The organism is Streptomyces achromogenes (assembly GCF_030816715.1).
GTDB lineage: Bacteria > Actinomycetota > Actinomycetes > Streptomycetales > Streptomycetaceae > Streptomyces > Streptomyces achromogenes_A.
The window spans coordinates 1,661,073-1,681,750 of record NZ_JAUSYH010000001.1 but is presented as its reverse complement, the minus strand read 5'-3'; the positions used below and the strand labels follow the sequence as shown (position 1 = coordinate 1,681,750).

Below are 20,678 nucleotides of genomic sequence, written 5' to 3'. Positions count from 1 at the left end.
AGACCCGGCTCCCCAGTGGCTGCCCGGCTTGCGCTGAATTACGCCGCCCAGGTGCGGCCCACGGCTCGTGTGGCCGATTCCGCCCCCAGCTCCCATGGAGAAGGACGATCGACGTGCCCTGATTGTTCCCTCGTTGCGAAAAATTCTGGCCAACTAGTGTGCGGAGTCGACCGGATCCGTCCGGGCTCGACAGGCCTTTTCCGGGGATGTCATCTCCCGTAATTTTCGGACAACACGCCATGTCTCGCCCTCGGTGCGGAAGTTCAGGTTCCGGACGGCTCTTCGAGTTAACTGTGTGTCGGTAGTAGGCTCTCGCCGTTTGTTGACGCACATGCGTACCCCCGACCGGTGGGGGTTCGAGCTGGGGGAGGCCATGCGCTTTCGCGGGAAGTCGATCCGCCGGAAGATCGTGGCGCTGCTTCTCGTGCCGCTGGTGTCCCTGACCGCCGTCTGGGGCTTCGCCACGGTACTCACAGGCCGCGAGGCGAGTCGGCTGTTCACCGTGTCGGCCGTCGTGGAGAAAGTCGGTTACCCCCTCGAGGACACCGTCCGGGTCGTCCAGCAGGAACGCCGGCAGACCCTCGTCTACCTCGCCGACCCCCGCGCCTCCGACGCGCTGACCGCGCTGCGCCGTACCCGGACCTCCACCGACGAGGCGCTCGCCGAGATCCGCAGCAACGCGCAGGACCCCGACGTGCGCGACGTCCTGGACCAGGACGACGCCGAGGGCCTCACCGTGGTGCTGGACGGGTTCGACGGCATCGACTCGCTGCGCCGGAGCGTCGAGGAACGCACCGTCAGCCGGAACCAGGCGCTGAACCTCTACACCCAGCTGATCGACCCGTGTTACACCCTGCTGTCCAAGCTGGACGTGGTCGACAGCGTGGAGATGGACAAGCAGTACCGGGCCCTCGTCAGTGTCGCCCGCGCGCGTGAACTGCTCTCCCGGGAGGACGCGCTGCTCGGCTCCGCCCTGGTGGTGGGCCGGCTCCGCCGCGAGGAGACCCGTGAGGTCTCCGACCTCGTGGCCCAGCGCGAGGTGCTCTACGAGATCAGCCTCGCCCAACTGCCCGCCGCGGAGCGCCAGCGCTACGAGAGCTTCTGGAAGAACGCCACCACCGCCACGCTGCGCGCGGCCGAACAGGCCGTCATCGGCGGCACGTCCGACGACCTGCCCCGCGGGGTCAGCGCCCGGAACTGGGACACCGCGGCCGGAAACGTCCTCGCCGAACTCGGCGCCCTGGACGAGCAGGCCAACGACCGCTACCAGGACCGTGTTCGGCCGGTGGCGATCGAGGTCATCGTCAAGGCGGTCGTCGCGGGCGTCTTCGGGCTGATCGCCCTGCTCGTCTCCCTCGTCCTGTCCGTGCGCATCGGCCGCGGCCTCATCCGCGACCTGCGTCAGCTGCGACTGGACGCCCACGAGGCGTCCGGTGTGCGACTGCCCAGCGTGATGCGCCGTCTGTCGGCGGGCGAACAGGTCGACGTCGAGACCGAGGTGCCGCGGCTGGAGTACGACAAGAACGAGATGGGCGAGGTCGGCCAGGCCCTCAACACCCTGCAGCGCGCCGCGGTCGAGGCCGCCGTCAAACAGGCCGAACTGCGCTCCGGGGTCTCCGAGGTGTTCGTCAACCTCGCCCGTCGCAGCCAGGTACTGCTGCACAAGCAGCTCACCCTGCTCGACACCATGGAGCGCCGCACCGAGGACACGGAGGAGCTCGCCGACCTCTTCCGCCTCGACCACCTCACCACCCGCATGCGCCGGCACGCCGAGGGCCTGGTCATCCTCTCCGGCGCAGCCCCCTCCCGGCAGTGGCGCAAGCCCGTCCAGCTCATGGACATCGTGCGCGCCGCGGTCGCCGAGGTCGAGGACTACGAACGCATCGAGGTCCGCCGCCTGCCACGGCTCGCCGCGACCGGCCCCGCCGTCGCCGACCTCACGCACCTGGTGGCCGAACTCCTGGAGAACGCCACGGTGTTCTCCCCGCCGCACACCGCCGTCCAGGTGTTCGGCGACCGGGTCGCCAACGGCTTCACCCTCGAGATCCACGACCGTGGTCTCGGCATGGCGCCCGAAGCGCTTCTGGAGGCGAACCTCCGGCTCGCCGAGACACCCGAGTTCGAACTGTCCGACACCGACCGCCTCGGACTGTTCGTGGTCAGCCGCCTCGCCCAACGGCAGAACGTCCGCGTCTCCCTGCAGCCCTCGCCGTACGGCGGTACGACCGCCGTCGTCTTCATCCCCGACGCCCTGCTGACCGACGACGTCCCCGACACCAACGGCATCGGGTTCCGGCTCGACCGCCCCCGGCCCCCGAAGGAGGCAGAGCCGGCCGAGTCCCGCAGGCCCGCCTTGTCCCCGGCCGCGGCGCAGCTCCCCGGCATGCCGGTCTCCATGCTCGACGGCCCCGTCGAACTGGAGGCGCCGGTCGACCTGAACGCCCTCGGCGGCTTCCCCGCCGCCCTGGACGACGAGGACGACGACCACGGCGGGTTGTTCCGCCCACGCCGCTCCCTCACCCGCGACGACGACCCCGCGGCCCACGCCGTCGACCACTCCCGCGCACCGGCCGGCGGTCTCGGCGACCCGGCGAAGCCCGCCGACGACCCCGCCGCGCCGGTCCCGCTGCTGCCCGGTCGCCGGACGCCCAAGCTGGTCAGCTCGCACGGCCGTCCGGTGCCGGAACCGCGGCCGCTGCGTGCCGACACCGACGCGGAGACCCCGGTTCGGCAAGGCTCCCGCCGCCCGGTGGACGAGGGTCCGGCACCCCTGCCGTCGCGCCGCCGCGGCACGACGGCCCAGATACCCCGCAACGGCGGCGCGCCCGAGCGTCCCGCCCTGCCGGAGCATCCGGGCCGTGGTCCGGCCCAGTCTTCCCCGCCGCCGCTGCTTCCGCGCCGTGTCCGTCAGCCGTCGGCGTCCGAAGGCGGCCCCGACGGCGTCGCCGGAAGCACGGAACCGGCCGCTGCGCCGACGGGCGCCACCGGCGCCTCAGGGACCGGAGCACTGCCCCGACGCGTGCGGCAGGCGAACCTGGCGCCGCAGCTGAGGCAGGGCCAGGCTCCCCAGGCGCCGAAGCCGGCGGATCCCGCCGACCGCGACGCCGACGAGGTCCGCAGCCGCATGGCCTCGCTCCAGCGCGGCTGGCAGCGCGGCCGCGTAGAGAACGCCGCGGGCGACGACGCCCACAGCGGCACAGCACCACGAGGAACGACAAAGGGGGACGGTCGATGACCGCACCGAAGGCGACCGACCACACCACCCACAACGGCGAGCTGAACTGGCTCCTCGACGAGCTCGTCGACCGGGTCGCCGGCATCCGCAAGGCAGTCGTCCTCTCCGGCGACGGCCTGGCGACAGGGGTGTCCAAGGACCTGACGCGGGAGGACGGCGAACACCTGGCCGCCGTCGCCTCCGGATTCCACAGCCTCGCCAAGGGCGTGGGCCGCCACTTCGAGGCCGGCAGCGTCCGCCAGACCGTCGTCGAACTCGACGACGCCTTCCTGTTCGTCACGGCGGCCGGTGACGGCAGTTGCCTCGCCGTCCTCTCGGACGCCGACTCGGACGTGGGCCTCGTGGCGTACGAGATGACGCTGCTGGTCAAGCGGGTCGGCGTACATCTGGCCACCACTCCGCGCACCGATCTGCCCTCCGGCGGGTAGTGAGACGGCATGAGCACAGAGGGTCAGGGAAGAAGTCACTGGTTCGACGACGAGGCCGGACCGGTCGTCCGTCCGTACGCCATGACGCGCGGCCGCACCACCAGTGCGGTCCAGCACCGCCTCGACCTGATCGCGCTCGTCGTCGTCGAGCCCCACGCCGACGATCCGGACGCGGACTCCTCACTGTCCCCCGAGCACGTGGACATCGTGGACCTGTGCAGGGAGGCGCCCCAGTCGGTCGCCGAACTGGCCGCCGAACTCAATCTGCCCATCGGCGTGGTGCGGGTTCTCGTCGGCGACCTCGTGGACGCCGAGTTCGTCCACGTGAACCGGCCGGTGCCCCCGGCCGAACTGCCGGACGAGAGTATTCTGCGCGACGTGATCAACGGCCTCCGGGCGCTGTGAGCACCACCGAAGTGGAACGCGGACGACGACGTGACCGGCCGGCGGCCGCGGGCCGGGGCCCGCGGCGGAACACCCCCCAGTCAAGCCACCGAGCAGGAGAAGCAACCGATGATCTTCGGGCGTTCTGAGCGCGGCAAGCCGCCCGTCGAGCCCGTCACGCTCAAGATCCTGGTGGCGGGTGGTTTCGGCGTGGGCAAGACCACCCTCGTCGGTGCCGTCAGCGAGATCAAACCGCTGCGCACGGAGGAGTACCTCACCGAGGCGGGCCGTCCGGTCGACGACACCACCGGCGTCGAGGGGAAGCACACGACCACGGTGGCCATGGACTTCGGGCGCATCACGCTGCGCGAGGACCTGGTGCTCTACCTGTTCGGGACACCCGGCCAGGAGCGCTTCTGGTTCATGTGGGACGAGCTGTCCGAGGGGGCCCTGGGAGCCGTCGTGCTCGCCGACACCCGCCGGCTGGGGGACTGCTTCGCCGCCGTGGACTACTTCGAGCGGCGCTCCATTCCCTTCCTCGTCGCCGTCAACTGCTTCGAGGGCTCCGCCCGTTACCCGGAGCAGGACGTGCGTGGGGCCCTCGACCTCGACGACGGTGTGCCCGTGGTGCTGTGCGACGCCCGCGACCGCAGGTCGGTCCGCGACGTCCTGGTCGGCGTCGTCCAGCACGCCATGGACTTCGGCGCCGAACACCGCCAGACCGTCACCACCTGAGAGCGGGCCCCGGCTCACGACCGCCCCTCACCGCACCGCGACCACCGCCGAACCGTGACCGAACAGCCCCTGGTTCGCGGTGAGGGCGACACGGGCGCCCACGACCTGACGATCGCCCGCCTGCCCCCGCAACTGCCGCGTCACCTCGCACACCTGGGCGATCGCCTGCGCCGGCACCGCTTCCCCGAAGGAGGCCAGCCCACCGCTCATGTTCACCGGTATCCGCCCGCCCGGCGAGGTCGCGCCCTCCCGGAGCAGCTTCGCGGCCTCACCGCCGCCGCACAGCCCCAGATCCTCGTACCACTGCAACTCCAGGGCGGTGGAGAGGTCGTAGACCTCGGCGAGCGACAGGTCCTCAGGGCCGATGCCCGCCTCCTCGTAAGCGGCTCGGGCGATCGACGCCCGGAAGGGCTCACCGGCCGGCTCGGCCCCCGCCGCCGAGTCGGTCGCGATGTCCGGCAGGTCCAGCACGGTGTGGGGGTACCGGGGCGTCACCGTGGACACGGCCCTGATCCGCACCGGGTCGGCGACACCCCGCCGCCGGGCGAACTCCATGCTGGACAGCACCAGCGCGGCCCCGCCGTCCGAGGTCGCGCAGATGTCCAGCAACCGCAACGGATCGCAGACCACCGCGGACGCGGCGACCTCCTCGGCCGTGACCCGCTTTCGGTAGCGCGCGTTCGGATTCAACGCCCCCACAGCCGCGTTCTTCACCTTGACCTGCGCGAAGTCCTCGAGGGTGTCCCCGTGCACCGCCATCCGCCGACGCGCGTACAGCCCGAAGTACGCCGGGTTGGTCGCGCCGAGCACACGGAACCGCAGCCAGTCAGGGTCGTCCTGACGGTCGCCTCCCACAGGCCGGAAGAATCCCTTGGGCGCGGCGTCGGCGCCCACCACGAGCACCACGTCCGCCATCCCGGCGAGGATCTGCGCCCGCGCCGTGTCGATCGCCTGGGCCCCCGACGCGCACGCCGCGTACACACTGGTGACCTTGGCCCCCTGCCACCCCAGGGCCTTGGCGAAGGTGGCCCCGGCCACATAGCCCGGATATCCGCCCCGGACCGTGTCCGCGCCCACGATCGAGCCGATCTCCGGCCAGTCCACCTCCGCGTCCGCGAGGGCCGCACGCGCCGCCTGCACGCCGTACTCGACGAAGCCGCGCCCCCACTTCCCCCACGGATGCATCCCCGCGCCCAGCACCGCCACGTCCGCCGTCATCGCGCCACCCCCGCAGGCCGCCACCACCAGGTCGTCCAGGTCGTCCCCGTGTCCTCGTCGAGCACACCCGGGACGACCTCCACCTCCATGCCCACCGTCAGATCGGCGACGGTGATCCCGGGAACCGCCTGTCCCAGCACCACGATCCGCTCGGACTCCAGCTCCACAGCGATCAACGCGTAGGGCTCCCACGGAAGTTCCGGATCGGTCACATACGGTGACGGAGGCCGGTACCGGCTGTCCGTGTACGACCAGACACGTCCGCGCCGCGACAGCGGGACCTCTTCCAGGTCGCCGCCCGAACAGCCCGGGTTGCGGCAGTACGTGTCCTCCCGGGGGAAGAAGACCGACCGGCACGCCGCACAGCGCGTCCCGAGCAGCCGGAAGCCGTCTCCCTCTCCGGTGAACCACCCGGCGACCACGGGCGTGCGTGTACGTGACAAGAATGCCTCCCGGACACGGAACTGACGGAACGTCAGATTGTGCCACGCCCACCCGCGATTGGGCAGGGACAAGGCAGGACGCGGACTTCGCGGGGCTCGGCTCCCCCGCCGCGGTCCTCACGGGTTCCCGGCGCCCGACCGCCCCCGTACCCCACCCTCCGCAAGATCGGATACGCTCCGCCGCGTGTCCGAAAATCTGCACGCTACGTCGAACTCCGCGCGCGACTCCCACTGTTCGAGCTGCGGAGCGCCCTACGGGGAGGGTGCCACCGGCTGGCCCCGCACCTGCCGGGCCTGCACCGCCGTGGCCTACCGCAACCCGCTGCCGGTGGCCGTCGCGCTCCAGCCCGTGTACGACGCGAAGGGCACCGCCCTGGTCGTCATCACCCGAACCATCGATCCCGCGCGCGGAGGCATCGCCCTGCCCGGCGGATTCATCGACGACCGTGAGGACTGGCGGCATGCCGTCGCGCGCGAGCTCAAAGAGGAGACCGGCATCGACGCCGCCCCCCGCGACGTGCGGCTGGCCGACGCCATGAGCTCTCCCGACGGCCATCTGCTGCTGTTCGGGCTCCTCCCGGAGCGGCCCGCCGACCGGCTGCCCGCCTCCGCCGCCACGGACGAGACCGAGGGCTGGCACCTCCTGCGCCGGGCGGAGGAGGTGGCCTTCCCGCTGCACACGCTCGCCGTGCGGGCGTTCTTCGAGGGCCGCTACATCTGAGGCCCGCGCGGTCCGTCGTCAGCCCAGCCCGCGTACGCGCACCGGGCAGGACGGTGTGTGCACGCCGTCCTCGCCCTCCCGCTCGACGACCACCCGGGAACCCTCCCAGCGGACGGCATACCGCTCGATCTCCGGCTCTCGCCGGCCGTCGCCCGGCTCCCGCACCACCAGGCCGCCGCCCGTCCGCCCACGGGCCGGCGCCCACACCTCCAGCTCCAGTCCACCGCCGTCCCCCCGTACCGGTACGACGGCCCCCGCGCGCGCGAGCACCGGGATACGTGACAGCGGAGCGTCCACCACCACCTGACCCGGTCCCCGGTAGGCCCGTCCCGTCGCCGTGTCGTACCAGCGCCCCCTCGGCAGCTGCACCGGCCGCCGGTCGACCCCCGGTGCGAGCACGGGGGCGACCAGGAGGCTCTCCCCCAGCAGGAAGGCGTCCTCGCAGTCCCGCAACGCCCGGTTCCGGGGAGACCCCCACCACACCGGCCGCACATACGGAGCACCCGTACGCCGGGCCTGATGCGCCAGCGTCACGAAGTACGGCAGCAGCCGCAGGCGCCCGACGAGGGCCTCGCGCACGTGCTCCAGCATCTCCGGACCGAGCTCCCACGGCTCCCGCAGCCCCACGCGCGGATGCGCGTACGTGCGGAACAGCGGCAGGTAAGCGCCCAGCTGCAACCCGCGCAGATACAGCTCGGGTGTCGAACCGCCGTCGACGCCGCCCACGTCCGTCCCCGAGTACGGCACCCCGCACAACCCGAGCCCCATCACCAGAGACAGGGAGGCCCGCAGCCCGGACCAGCCCGGGGCGACTTCCCTGGACCAGGTGCCGCCGTACCGCTGCAGGCCCGCCCATCCGGACCCCGCCAGGACGAACGGCCGCTCCTGCGGGACCAGCTCCCGCAGCCCCTCGTAGGCCGCCCGGGCCATGCACAGCGCGTACACGTTGTGCGCCTCCCGGTGATCACCGCCCCGCCCCTCCAGCGCGTGCCGAGCCGACCGGGGCAGCGTCGACTCCCCGAACGCGGCCCACGACGCGGGCTCGTCCATGGAGTGCCAGAAACCGGCGAACCCCTGCCCCACCCGCTCGGCGTAGAGACCTCCCCACCACGCACGCACCCGCGCGTGCGTGAAATCCGGGAACACCGACTCCCCGGGCCCCACGACACCCTCCACGAGCCGCCCCGACGGCTCCCGCACGAACGCGTCCTCGGCGACCCCGCCGTCGTACACCGCGCTGCCCGCCTCGGCCCGGACCGCGGGGCCGACGACCGACACCAGATGTATCCCGTCCTGACGCAACTCCTCGGCCAGCACCGGCAGTTTCGGGAAGCGGTCCTGGTCGACCGTGAACACCCGGTGCTCATCCGTGTGGTCGATGCCGAGATGCACGGAGTCGAGCGGCAGACCGTGCTCGCGGTAGCCCGTCACGATCTCGCGCAACTCCTGCTCGCCGCCCCGCCCCCACCGCGCGTGATGATGACCGAGCGCCCACGCGGGCGGCACCGCCGGCGGACCCGTGAGCGACGCCCAGGCGAGGAGTACGCGCGCGGGGGTGCCCACGATCACCCAGCAGCGCAGCGGGCCCCCGTCCATCCGCACCTCGCAGGCGCCGGGACGGTCGTGCCCGGACCCCGCCCCCTCCGCACCCTCCCGCAGCGTCACCGTCCCGTCCCACGACGTGTCGTGGAAGACCAGATGGGTGGAGGCGTCGGCCACCACCAGGTGCACCGGCATCGTGAGGTGGAGCGGGTCGTCCCCGCGATCGACCGCAGCACCGGGGTCCGTGTTCCACAGCCGGTACGACCCGTCGCGCAGCCGGGGCCCGGACGTCCTGGCGCCGAGACCGAAGAAGCGGGCGTCCGCCGCCACCTCCGAGCGCTGCAGCCAGCGTCCCGGCCCACCGTCCAGCGGCTCCCACCACCGGGGCGGCAGATCGCGGCGCAGCAGAACGCCCCCCGGCGTGCACACCTCTACGGCGCCATGCCGTGAGACCACGATCGTGACCCGCTCGGCGACGACCCGCCAGCCGCCGTCCTTGTCGGGCTCGAGCACCGCCCGCGGGTCCGGCTCCGGACAGCGGCCGGCCAGCGCGTACGACGGTTCCGGCTCCGCGCCGTCCCAGCCCCAGAAGACGGCCCCGTTCACGGCGACGTGGATCCTCAGCACGGAGCGGCCGAACCGCAGCGTCCCCCCGCCGGGCCCCGGCTCCGCCTCCAGCACCTGGCCCGGCACCCGCGCCCGCTCGGGTCCTCGTCCCGGCAGGGCGGCGGCGTCGACCCGCCTCCTGCGCCACGCGGCCCGGACGGTGCGCAACCCTTGGGCGGCTCCCGAGGAGCCGACCGCCTTCATCGAACGCACCAGGTCACGACCGTCCATGCTGTTCACCCTGTCACTGACCGCGCCGCACGCGCGGGTCGTTCAACTTCCGTTCATCCGTGGCCGGACCACATCTTCACGACACGGACTGTGTGGAGGTCACCCTGGTGCTGAAGTCGATCACATGGCATCGTCCGTGTCAGCCGCGTCACGCGCACCACCCCAGCTCGTGCGCGGGTGACGCACACGACGCGCCGAGTCCGGGAGCCGCCCCATGCCGACAGTGAACCCCGAGCCGCTGTGGCGGCCAGATCCCCAGCGCATCGCCCGGGCCCAGATCACGAAGTTCCAGACCTGGGCGGCCGAGCACCACGGAGCCCCGTCCCAGGGCGGGTATCCGGCCCTGCACCGCTGGTCGGTCGACGAGCTGGAGACGTTCTGGACGGCCGTCACCCAATGGTTCGACGTCCGGTTCTCGACGCCCTACGCGCGCGTGCTCGACGACCGCTCCATGCCCGGCGCCCGGTGGTTCCCCGGCGCGACGCTGAACTACGCCGAGCATGCCCTGCGCGCGGCCGCCACCCGCCCGGCCGAACCGGCCCTGCTGTATGTCGACGAGACCCACGAACCGACGCCGGTCACCTGGTCCGAGCTGCGCCGCCAGGTCGGCTCTCTGGCCGGCGAACTGCGCGCCCTCGGCGTCCGCCCCGGGGACCGGGTCAGCGGCTACCTCCCGAACATCCCGCAGGCCGTGGTGGCCCTCCTCGCCACGGCCGCCGTCGGCGGCGTGTGGACCTCCTGCGCCCCCGACTTCGGCGCCCGCAGCGTCCTCGACCGGTTCCAGCAGGTCGAACCCGTGGTCCTGTTCACCGTCGACGGCTACCGCTACGGCGGCAAGGAGCACGACCGCCGCGACGTCGTCGCCGAACTGCGCGCCGAACTCCCCACCCTGCGCGCGGTGGTCCACATCCCCGTGCTGGGCACGGAGCCTCCCCCGGGAGCCCTGGACTGGGCGGCCCTGACCGCCTCGGAAGAGGAACCCGTCTTCGAGCAGGTCCCCTTCGACCACCCCCTGTGGGTGCTCTACTCGTCCGGCACGACGGGACTTCCCAAGGCCATCGTCCAGTCCCAGGGCGGCATCCTGGTCGAGCACCTCAAGCAGCTCGGCCTGCACTGCGACCTGGGCCCCGAGGACCGCTTCTTCTGGTACACCTCGACCGGCTGGATGATGTGGAACTTCCTCGTGTCCGGCCTCCTCACCGGCACGACGATCGTTCTGTACGACGGCAGCCCCGGCTATCCCGACACGGGCGCCCAGTGGCGCATCGCCGAACGCACGGGCGCCACCCTCTACGGCACCTCCGCGGCCTACGTCATGGCCTGCCGCAAAGCGGAGGTGCACCCCGCGCGGGACTTCGACCTCTCCACGGTCCAGTGCGTCGCCACCACCGGGTCCCCCCTGCCGCCCGACGGCTTCCGCTGGCTGCACGACGAAGTGCGCGACGACCTCTGGATCGCCAGCGTCAGCGGAGGCACCGACGTGTGCTCCTGCTTCGCCGGAGCCGTGCCCACGCTGCCTGTCCACACCGGCGAACTCCAGGCGCCGGGGCTCGGCACCGACCTGCAGTCCTGGGACCCGAACGGCCACCCCGTGATCGACGAGGTGGGCGAACTCGTCGTCACCAACCCCATGCCCTCGATGCCGGTCCGCTTCTGGAACGACCCGGACGGCAGCCGGTACCACGACAGCTACTTCGACACCTACCCCGGCGTGTGGCGCCACGGTGACTGGATCACCATCACCTCACGCGGCTCCGTCGTCATCCACGGCCGTTCCGACTCCACGCTCAACCGCCAAGGCGTGCGCATGGGCTCCGCCGACATCTACGAGGTCGTCGAACGGCTCCCCGAGATCAAGGAATCCCTGGTCATCGGCGTCGAGCAGCCCGACGGCGGCTACTGGATGCCGCTCTTCGTCCACCTCGCCCCGGGAGCGGCCCTCGACGATGCCCTCCTCGGCCGCATCAAACAGTCCATCCGCGACCAGCTCTCGCCGCGCCACGTCCCGGACGAGGTCATCGAGGTGCCCGGGGTGCCGCACACCCTCACCGGCAAACGCATCGAGGTCCCGGTCAAACGACTCCTGCAGGGCACGCCCCTGGAGAAGGCCGTCAACCCCGGCTCCATCGACAACCTCGACCTTCTGCACTTCTACGAGAGCCTCGCCCGCGAGCGGGCCTGAACGCCTGCCGGTGCGGCGCCCCGTCCGACGACGCCGCCGCACCGCCCCCCGTCGACGGACCATCACGCTCGGCCACATCCTCCGATCCGGCCGTCTCGAGCCCTCAGATTACTTTGACCTGCATGTTCCCCTCGATCGCCGACGGGTGTCGACTCAGCGCCGGTCTCACTGTCAGTGCCCTCGATTACTGTGAGTGAGCATAGATCGACCGCTCACACCGGGGGAGAACATGGCACACACCGATCACCAGGCCATGCGGCGCGTCCTGCGCCGCGAGATCGCCGGCACCATCGGCCTGCTCACCGACGAACACGACTTCCGAGCCATGCGGCACTACCGCACCTTCACCTTCGACGATCACGCCACCTACCTCCAGCAGGTGGAAGACCTCCTGAGGACACGCGCCCTGCAGGGCACCCACACCACCGTGGCCCTGTTCGACCCGCAGGAATACGCCGAGTACTGCGCCGACAGGGCGCTCGACCCCGACACCCCCGCCCACCGCACCCGCTTCACCGCCGAACTCGCGACCACGGGCCCCACCATCCCCTACGAGGGGCAGCCCCTCGCCGACCTCGTACCCGCCCTCGTCGACGAAGCCGTCCGACGGGCGACCTGGGAGTACGCGGCCACCCTGCTGGCCCGCCTCGGAGCCTGCGCGACCTGCGGCGAGGACATCGGCCGCGCCGCCTTCACCCGGGCGACGGCTCTTGTCGCCCGCATCCTCGACACCGCCCCACCCGGCGACCGACACCTCGTCTGCAGCGTCACGGCGGCCCCGGAAACCCTCGTCGCCGTCCTCCACGCGGACGCGGAGAGCTGCGGCGCCACACAGTTCGACGAGGCCGAAGCGCTCGAGTTCACCACCGTCCTCGCCCTCGGCCTCGCCAACCAGGGCCCGGGCGGCCTGGTCATGCGCACCACCGCACCCGGAGCCTCCGACCAGATCTACGGATGGCGCCTGCGCGGGGACGGGCTCGAACCCCTGACCGCCGGGGAGGTCTTCGACGCCTACTGCACCGACGTCGAGTCGGGCGACCTCATCTCGCCCGAGTCCGGCGTGGACTACTGCTTCCCGCCTCCGCTCGGCACAGAAGGCCCGACACCGGGCCACCACCACTGAACGAGGACCGCTCCACGCGGCAGGGGCGCCCCACCCGAAGGCGGAGCGCCCCTGCTCACCCGGCAGACCCGTAACCGGAGCCGGCCACCGTGCTACTCGCCGGACAGGACGGCCTGCGCCGCCTGCCGAGCCTCCTGGGCGCTGTCCGCCGCTCGCGCGGCCGCCGCGGCACGCTCGCACTGCGCCATCGTGTACTTCGCCAGGGCGGCCCGCACATAGGGAATCGACGCCGACCCCATGGAGAGAGAGGTGACCCCCAGACCCGTGAGCACACACGCCAGCAGCGGATCAGCAGCGGCCTCGCCACAGACACCGCAGCTCTTGCCCTCGGCCCTGGCCGCCTCGGCGGACAGCGCGACGAGGTCCAGCAGCGCCGGCTGCCACGGGTCCTGCAGCCGAGAGACGGCACCCACCTGCCGGTCGGCGGCGAACGTGTACTGCGCGAGGTCGTTCGTGCCCAGGGACAGGAACTCCACCTCCTGCAGAATGGAGCGAGCCCGCAGAGCGGCCGACGGGATCTCGACCATCGCGCCGAACTTCGCGCGGAGCCCCGCCTCCCGGCACGCGTCCGCGAAAGCCTTTGCGTCGGCGCGGTCGGCGACCATCGGAGCCATGACCTCGAGGTAGACCGGCAGACCGTGGGCGGCCTTTGCCAGCGCCGTCAGCTGGGTCCGCAGGACGTCCGGGTGGTCCAGCAGCGTCCGCAGTCCGCGCACGCCCAGCGCCGGGTTGGGTTCGTCGGCCGGCGTCAGGAATTCGAGAGGCTTGTCCGCGCCGGCGTCCAGCACGCGCACGACGACGCGGCCCTCGGGGAAGGCCTCCAGCACCTGACGGTAGGCCTCGACCTGCTTCTCCTCGGTCGGCGCGTTCTTGCTGTCGTCTAGGAAGAGGAACTCGGTGCGGAAGAGCCCCACACCCTCCGCCCCGGCCTCGACGGCGGCCGCGACGTCCGCCGGCCCGCCGACGTTCGCCAACAGCGGCACCTTGTGGCCGTCGGCGGTCGCGCCCGGTCCTGTCGAAGCAGCCAGCGCGGCCCTGCGCGCTGCGGCGGCCGCCCCGAGCTCCGCCTTCTTCTCGTGGCTCGGGTTCACGAAGATCTCGCCGGTGCTGCCGTCGACCGCGATCATCGTGCCCTCGGCCAGTTCACCCGCTCCGGGCAGGGCCACGACAGCCGGCACTCCCAGGGCACGGGCGAGGATCGCGCTGTGACTGGTCGGGCCGCCCTCCTCGGTCACGAAACCGAGCACCAGAGTGGGGTCCAGGAGCGCCGTGTCCGCGGGCGCCAGATCCCTCGCGACCAGCACGTACGGCTCGTCACTGTCCGGGACCCCCGGCATGGGGACCCGCAGCAGACGGGCGACGATACGGTTCCGCACGTCATCGAGGTCGGCCACACGTCCGGCGAGATACTCCCCGGCTCCCGCGAGCAGTTCGCGATAGGCGGCGAAAGCGTCGTACACACCGCGCTCGGCGGTGCTGCCGACGGCGATTCGCCGGTCCACGTCGACCATCAGCTCGGGGTCCTGGGCCATCATGGCCTGGGCCTCGAGCACCGCCTGGGCTTCGCCTCCCGCCAGATTGCCCCGCGCCGTCAGGTCGGCTGCCACAGCTTCCACGGCCTTGCGGGCGCGCCCCTGTTCGCGTTCCGCCTCCTCCGCCGGTATCTGCTTCGCGGGCGGTTCGAGCACCGCCGTACCCATGTGCCGAACCTCGCCGATCGCCACACCGTGACTCACGCCGACGCCTCGCAGCGTTGTCTCCATCTCACCCGTCTCCGTTAGTGCGGCGGGCCCCGCCGCCGCGGTGGTTGTCCTGCGCGCCTTCGTCATGAGGACGGCGGTGTCACTGCCAGGAAAAGAGAACGTCGCCGGATTTCACGTCGCCGTCTTCGCGGAGCTCGCGAAGCGAGTCGGCGGTCGCCTCGAGGGCGACGACGGGGCAGACCGGGGACTTGCCGGCCTTCTCGACCGCGTCCGGATTCCAGCGCACGATGCTCTGCCCACGCGTCACGGTGTCGCCCTTGTTCACGAGAACCTCGAAGCCCTCGCCGTTGAGCTGCACGGTGTCGATCCCGAGATGGGTGAGCACGCCATGCCCCTCGGAGTCGACGACGACGAAGGCGTGGGGGTGGAGGGAGACGATGACCCCGTCCACGGGGGCCACGGCCTCGGAAGGCTCACGCACGGGGTCGATCGCCGTTCCCGGGCCGACCATGGCCCCGGAGAAGACCGGATCCGGCACAGCGGCCAGTCCGATGGCGCGTCCTGCGAGAGGGGACATCACGGTGGTCATGGGGGGCCTCCCAGGGGTGGAGATGTACATGGGCCGTCACTGCCTGTCCACGAAGGCGCACTCTGGAGCAGCGTATGTCATAGGAAGTACCTGTTCCGCACGAGAGCTCCCGATCCGTGGTCTAGACCACTAGCCTAGTCGATTTGCAGCCCCTCTGGGACCGCGTGTACAGTCGTACTCCTGCCTGAGGGTGAGCGACGCGATCAAGCACGCTTCCCGAGCAGCATCCAACTTGTCAGATCCCTTCTCTGGATCTTCTTTCGCATGCCTGCGGAAGAGTGGTCGGAGAGCCGGAAAAACCCTGATAGAGTCGGAAACGCAAGACCGAAGGGAAACTGCCCGGAGGAAAGCCCGAGAGGGTGAGTACGAAGGAAGCGTCCGTTCCTTGAGAACTCAACAGCGTGCCAAAAATCAACGCCAGATATGTTGATACCCCGTCCCCGGCAGTGATAGCCGAGGATGAGGTTCCTTTGAAACAAACACAGCGAGGACGTTGTGAACGCCGAGCTTATTCCGCTCGACGTTCCGCTCTCGTGTGTGCGATCCCGATCACGGGAAAACATTCACGGAGAGTTTGATCCTGGCTCAGGACGAACGCTGGCGGCGTGCTTAACACATGCAAGTCGAACGATGAACCACTTCGGTGGGGATTAGTGGCGAACGGGTGAGTAACACGTGGGCAATCTGCCCTTCACTCTGGGACAAGCCCTGGAAACGGGGTCTAATACCGGATATCACTTCTGCAGGCATCTGTAGGGGTTGAAAGCTCCGGCGGTGAAGGATGAGCCCGCGGCCTATCAGCTTGTTGGTGAGGTAATGGCTCACCAAGGCGACGACGGGTAGCCGGCCTGAGAGGGCGACCGGCCACACTGGGACTGAGACACGGCCCAGACTCCTACGGGAGGCAGCAGTGGGGAATATTGCACAATGGGCGAAAGCCTGATGCAGCGACGCCGCGTGAGGGATGACGGCCTTCGGGTTGTAAACCTCTTTCAGCAGGGAAGAAGCGAAAGTGACGGTACCTGCAGAAGAAGCGCCGGCTAACTACGTGCCAGCAGCCGCGGTAATACGTAGGGCGCAAGCGTTGTCCGGAATTATTGGGCGTAAAGAGCTCGTAGGCGGTCTGTCGCGTCGGATGTGAAAGCCCGGGGCTTAACCCCGGGTCTGCATTCGATACGGGCAGACTAGAGTGTGGTAGGGGAGATCGGAATTCCTGGTGTAGCGGTGAAATGCGCAGATATCAGGAGGAACACCGGTGGCGAAGGCGGATCTCTGGGCCATTACTGACGCTGAGGAGCGAAAGCGTGGGGAGCGAACAGGATTAGATACCCTGGTAGTCCACGCCGTAAACGGTGGGAACTAGGTGTTGGCGACATTCCACGTCGTCGGTGCCGCAGCTAACGCATTAAGTTCCCCGCCTGGGGAGTACGGCCGCAAGGCTAAAACTCAAAGGAATTGACGGGGGCCCGCACAAGCAGCGGAGCATGTGGCTTAATTCGACGCAACGCGAAGAACCTTACCAAGGCTTGACATACACCGGAAACGGCCAGAGATGGTCGCCCCCTTGTGGTCGGTGTACAGGTGGTGCATGGCTGTCGTCAGCTCGTGTCGTGAGATGTTGGGTTAAGTCCCGCAACGAGCGCAACCCTTGTTCTGTGTTGCCAGCATGCCCTTCGGGGTGATGGGGACTCACAGGAGACTGCCGGGGTCAACTCGGAGGAAGGTGGGGACGACGTCAAGTCATCATGCCCCTTATGTCTTGGGCTGCACACGTGCTACAATGGCCGGTACAAAGAGCTGCGAAACCGTGAGGTGGAGCGAATCTCAAAAAGCCGGTCTCAGTTCGGATTGGGGTCTGCAACTCGACCCCATGAAGTCGGAGTTGCTAGTAATCGCAGATCAGCATTGCTGCGGTGAATACGTTCCCGGGCCTTGTACACACCGCCCGTCACGTCACGAAAGTCGGTAACACCCGAAGCCGGTGGCCCAACCCCTTGTGGGAGGGAGCTGTCGAAGGTGGGACTGGCGATTGGGACGAAGTCGTAACAAGGTAGCCGTACCGGAAGGTGCGGCTGGATCACCTCCTTTCTAAGGAGCACTTCTAGGCGACCGCAAGGTTGTCCAGAGGCCAGTTCATCGGCGAACGTCCGGTGCTGGTTGCTCATGGGTGGAACGTTGATTATTCGGCATTCTCAGTCATCTCGGGCTGCAAGTACTGCTCTTCGGAGCGTGGAAAGCTGATCACGAGTGGCGGGGGTGCCGGGCACGCTGTTGGGTGTCTGAGGGTGCGAGCGTTATGCGCTTGCCCTTCTGATGCCGGCCCCAGTGAACTCCAGCTCAGGTTGGGGGTGATGGGTGGCTGGTCGTTGTTTGAGAACTGCACAGTGGACGCGAGCATCTGTGGCCAAGTTTTTAAGGGCGCACGGTGGATGCCTTGGCACCAGGAACCGATGAAGGACGTGGGAGGCCACGATAGTCCCCGGGGAGCCGTCAACCAGGCTTTGATCCGGGGGTTTCCGAATGGGGAAACCCGGCAGTCGTCATGGGCTGTCACCCATACCTGAACACATAGGGTATGTGGAGGGAACGCGGGGAAGTGAAACATCTCAGTACCCGCAGGAAGAGAAAACAACCGTGATTCCGGGAGTAGTGGCGAGCGAAACCGGATGAGGCCAAACCGTATGCGTGTGAGACCCGGCAGGGGTTGCGCATTCGGGGTTGTGGGATCTCTCTTTCACAGTCTGCCGGCTGTGAGGCGAGTCAGAAACCGTTGATGTAGGCGAAGGACATGCGAAAGGTCCGGCGTAGAGGGTAAGACCCCCGTAGTCGAAACATCAACGGCTCGTTTGAGAGACACCCAAGTAGCACGGGGCCCGAGAAATCCCGTGTGAATCTGGCGGGACCACCCGCTAAGCCTAAATATTCCCTGGTGACCGATAGCGGATAGTACCGTGAGGGAATGGTGAAAAGTACCGCGGGAGCGGAGTGAAATAGTACCTGAAACCGTGTGCCTACAAGCCGTGGGAGCGTCGGGCAAGCACTTGTGCTTGCCTCGTGACTGCGTGCCTTTTGAAGAATGAGCCTGCGAGTTTGCGGTGTGTTGCGAGGTTAACCCGAGTGGGGTAGCCGTAGCGAAAGCGAGTCCGAACAGGGCGTTTCAGTAGCACGCTCAAGACCCGAAGCGGAGTGATCTAGCCATGGGCAGGTTGAAGCGGAGGTAAGACTTCGTGGAGGACCGAACCCACCAGGGTTGAAAACCTGGGGGATGACCTGTGGTTAGGGGTGAAAGGCCAATCAAACTCCGTGATAGCTGGTTCTCCCCGAAATGCATTTAGGTGCAGCGTCGTGTGTTTCTTGCCGGAGGTAGAGCACTGGATAGGCGATGGGCCCTACCGGGTTACTGACCTTAGCCAAACTCCGAATGCCGGTAAGTGAGAGCGCGGCAGTGAGACTGTGGGGGATAAGCTCCATGGTCGAGAGGGAAACAGCCCAGAGCATCGACTAAGGCCCCTAAGCGTACGCTAAGTGGGAAAGGATGTGGAGTCGCAGAGACAACCAGGAGGTTGGCTTAGAAGCAGCCACCCTTGAAAGAGTGCGTAATAGCTCACTGGTCTAGTGATTCCGCGCCGACAATGTAGCGGGGCTCAAGCGTACCGCCGAAGTCGTGTCATTGCGATATATACCCCCAACGGGGATCGTGATGGGTAGGGGAGCGTCGTGTGCCGGGTGAAGCAGCACCGGAAGGTAGTTGTGGACGGTTCACGAGTGAGAATGCAGGCATGAGTAGCGATTCACACGTGAGAAACGTGTGCGCCGATTGACTAAGGGTTCCTGGGTCAAGCTGATCTGCCCAGGGTAAGTCGGGACCTAAGGCGAGGCCGACAGGCGTAGTCGATGGATAACCGGTTGATATTCCGGTACCCGCTGTGAAGCGTCAAACATCGAACCAGGCGATGCTAAGTCCGTGAAGCCGTTCCGGACCCTTCGGGGAATGGAAAGTGGTGGAGCCGACGGACCAGACTTGCAGTAGGTGAGTGATGGGGTGACGCAGGAAGGTAGTCCATCCCGGGCGGTGGTTGTCCCGGGGTAAGGGTGTAGGCCGTGTGATAGGCAAATCCGTCACACATTAAGGCTGAGACCTGATGCCGAGCCGATTGTGGCGAAGTGGATGATCCTATGCTGTCGAGAAAAGCCTCTAGCGAGTTTCATGGCGGCCCGTACCCTAAACCGACTCAGGTGGTCAGGTAGAGAATACCGAGGCGTTCGGGTGAACTATGGTTAAGGAACTCGGCAAAATGCCCCCGTAACTTCGGGAGAAGGGGGGCCACGCTTGGTGAGAGGACTTGCTCCTCGAGCTGGGGGTGGCCGCAGAGACCAGCGAGAAGCGACTGTTTACTAAAAACACAGGTCCGTGCGAAGCCGTAAGGCGATGTATACGGACTGACGCCTGCCCGGTGCTGGAACGTTAAGGGGACCGGTTAGTCACTCTTCGGGGTGGCGAAGCTGAGAACTTAAGCGCCAGTAAACGGCGGTGGTAACTATAACCATCCTAAGGTAGCGAAATTCCTTGTCGGGTAAGTTCCGACCTGCACGAATGGCGTAACGACTTCTCGACTGTCTCAACCATAGGCCCGGTGAAATTGCACTACGAGTAAAGATGCTCGTTTCGCGCAGCAGGACGGAAAGACCCCGGGACCTTTACTACAGTTTGATATTGGTGTTCGGTTCGGCTTGTGTAGGATAGCTGGGAGACTGTGAAGCTTGGACGCCAGTTCGAGTGGAGTCGTCGTTGAAATACCAGTCTGGTCGTGCTGGATGTCTAACCTGGGTCCGTGATCCGGATCAGGGACAGTGTCTGATGGGTAGTTTAACTGGGGCGGTTGCCTCCTAAAGAGTAACGGAGGCGCCCAAAGGTTCCCTCAGCCTGGTTGGCAATCAGGTGTTGAGTGTAAGTGCACAAGGGAGCTTGACTGTGAGACCGACGGGTCGAGCAGGGACGAAAGTCGGGACTAGTGATCCGGCGGTGGCTTGTGGAAGCGCCGTCGCTCAACGGATAAAAGGTACCCCGGGGATAACAGGCTGATCTTCCCCAAGAGTCCATATCGACGGGATGGTTTGGCACCTCGATGTCGGCTCGTCGCATCCTGGGGCTGGAGTCGGTCCCAAGGGTTGGGCTGTTCGCCCATTAAAGCGGTACGCGAGCTGGGTTTAGAACGTCGTGAGACAGTTCGGTCCCTATCCGCTGCGCGCGCAGGAATATTGAGAAGGGCTGTCCCTAGTACGAGAGGACCGGGACGGACGAACCTCTGGTGTGCCAGTTGTTCTGCCAAGGGCATGGCTGGTTGGCTACGTTCGGGAGGGATAACCGCTGAAAGCATCTAAGCGGGAAGCCTGCTTCGAGATGAGTATTCCCACCCACTTGATGGGGTAAGGCTCCCAGTAGACGACTGGGTTGATAGGCCGGATGTGGAAGCCCAGTAATGGGTGAAGCTGACTGGTACTAATAGGCCGAGGGCTTGTCCTCAGTTGCTCGCGTCC

The 20,678-nt window shown here is 68.0% G+C and carries 12 protein-coding genes and 2 rRNA genes; 9 read left to right on the top strand and 5 right to left on the bottom strand.

What is annotated here, in order from left to right; translation table 11 throughout:
- Positions 1-373: 373 nt before the first annotated feature.
- The 4 genes from QF032_RS07595 (at position 374) to QF032_RS07580 (ending at position 4,782) form a co-directional block, all read left to right on the top strand.
- Positions 374-3,235 carry a sensor histidine kinase gene (locus QF032_RS07595; protein ID WP_307049969.1) on the top strand — a complete coding sequence of 954 codons (2,862 nt, stop codon included), beginning with the start codon at positions 374-376 and terminating at the stop codon, positions 3,233-3,235.
- Positions 3,232-3,663, top strand: coding sequence for a roadblock/LC7 domain-containing protein (locus QF032_RS07590; protein ID WP_306954038.1), 432 nt, complete (start codon positions 3,232-3,234; stop codon positions 3,661-3,663). Before QF032_RS07595 ends, QF032_RS07590 begins: the two co-directional genes overlap by 4 nt.
- Positions 3,664-3,672: 9 nt before the next feature.
- Positions 3,673-4,068, top strand: a complete 396-nt coding sequence (locus QF032_RS07585) for a DUF742 domain-containing protein (protein WP_307041036.1) — start codon at positions 3,673-3,675, stop codon at positions 4,066-4,068.
- 108 nt (positions 4,069-4,176) lie between these two features.
- The gene (locus tag QF032_RS07580; RefSeq protein ID WP_306954040.1) at positions 4,177-4,782 is read left to right on the top strand and encodes a GTP-binding protein; all 606 of its coding nucleotides are present in this window, start codon (positions 4,177-4,179) and stop codon (positions 4,780-4,782) included.
- A gap of 27 nt (positions 4,783-4,809) precedes the next feature.
- On the opposite strand, the gene QF032_RS07575 is transcribed toward QF032_RS07580, so the two are convergent.
- Together QF032_RS07575 and QF032_RS07570 are read right to left on the bottom strand one after the other, a co-directional pair.
- On the bottom strand, positions 4,810-6,000 hold the full coding sequence (locus QF032_RS07575) for a lipid-transfer protein (RefSeq protein WP_307055511.1): 1,191 nt from the start codon (positions 5,998-6,000) through the stop codon (positions 4,810-4,812).
- The gene (locus QF032_RS07570) at positions 5,997-6,422 is read right to left on the bottom strand and encodes a Zn-ribbon domain-containing OB-fold protein (RefSeq protein WP_307049967.1); all 426 of its coding nucleotides are present in this window, start codon (positions 6,420-6,422) and stop codon (positions 5,997-5,999) included. The genes QF032_RS07575 and QF032_RS07570 overlap by 4 nt, the downstream gene beginning before the upstream one ends.
- Positions 6,423-6,627: 205 nt before the next feature.
- On the opposite strand from QF032_RS07570, the gene QF032_RS07565 reads away from it, so the two are divergent.
- Positions 6,628-7,164, top strand: a complete 537-nt coding sequence (locus QF032_RS07565; protein WP_307055509.1) for an NUDIX domain-containing protein — start codon at positions 6,628-6,630, stop codon at positions 7,162-7,164.
- Between the two features lie 18 nt (positions 7,165-7,182).
- On the opposite strand, the gene QF032_RS07560 is transcribed toward QF032_RS07565, so the two are convergent.
- The gene (locus QF032_RS07560; protein ID WP_307055508.1) at positions 7,183-9,543 is read right to left on the bottom strand and encodes a TIM-barrel domain-containing protein; all 2,361 of its coding nucleotides are present in this window, start codon (positions 9,541-9,543) and stop codon (positions 7,183-7,185) included.
- 214 nt (positions 9,544-9,757) lie between these two features.
- Between QF032_RS07560 and QF032_RS07555 the strand changes: the two genes are divergently transcribed.
- Both QF032_RS07555 and QF032_RS07550 read left to right on the top strand, forming a co-directional pair.
- Positions 9,758-11,725: an acetoacetate--CoA ligase gene (locus QF032_RS07555; protein ID WP_307041030.1), complete on the top strand. Its 1,968-nt coding sequence runs from the start codon at positions 9,758-9,760 to the stop codon at positions 11,723-11,725.
- A gap of 229 nt (positions 11,726-11,954) precedes the next feature.
- A complete protein-coding gene (locus QF032_RS07550; RefSeq protein ID WP_307041028.1) occupies positions 11,955-12,848 on the top strand; it encodes a hypothetical protein in 894 nt (297 codons plus the stop codon).
- A gap of 92 nt (positions 12,849-12,940) precedes the next feature.
- Here the strand turns inward: QF032_RS07550 and ptsP are convergent, their stop codons facing one another.
- Together ptsP and QF032_RS07540 are read right to left on the bottom strand one after the other, a co-directional pair.
- The gene (gene ptsP, locus QF032_RS07545) at positions 12,941-14,611 is read right to left on the bottom strand and encodes a phosphoenolpyruvate--protein phosphotransferase (RefSeq protein WP_307041026.1); all 1,671 of its coding nucleotides are present in this window, start codon (positions 14,609-14,611) and stop codon (positions 12,941-12,943) included.
- A gap of 79 nt (positions 14,612-14,690) precedes the next feature.
- On the bottom strand, positions 14,691-15,140 hold the full coding sequence (locus QF032_RS07540; RefSeq protein ID WP_307055506.1) for a PTS sugar transporter subunit IIA: 450 nt from the start codon (positions 15,138-15,140) through the stop codon (positions 14,691-14,693).
- Positions 15,141-15,702: 562 nt separating this feature from the next.
- Here QF032_RS07540 and QF032_RS07535 point away from each other — a divergent pair.
- Positions 15,703-17,228 (top strand): 16S ribosomal RNA (locus tag QF032_RS07535).
- 314 nt (positions 17,229-17,542) lie between these two features.
- Positions 17,543-20,664 (top strand): 23S ribosomal RNA (locus QF032_RS07530).
- Together the 16S and 23S rRNA genes form the textbook arrangement of a ribosomal RNA operon.
- Positions 20,665-20,678 lie beyond the last annotated feature (14 nt).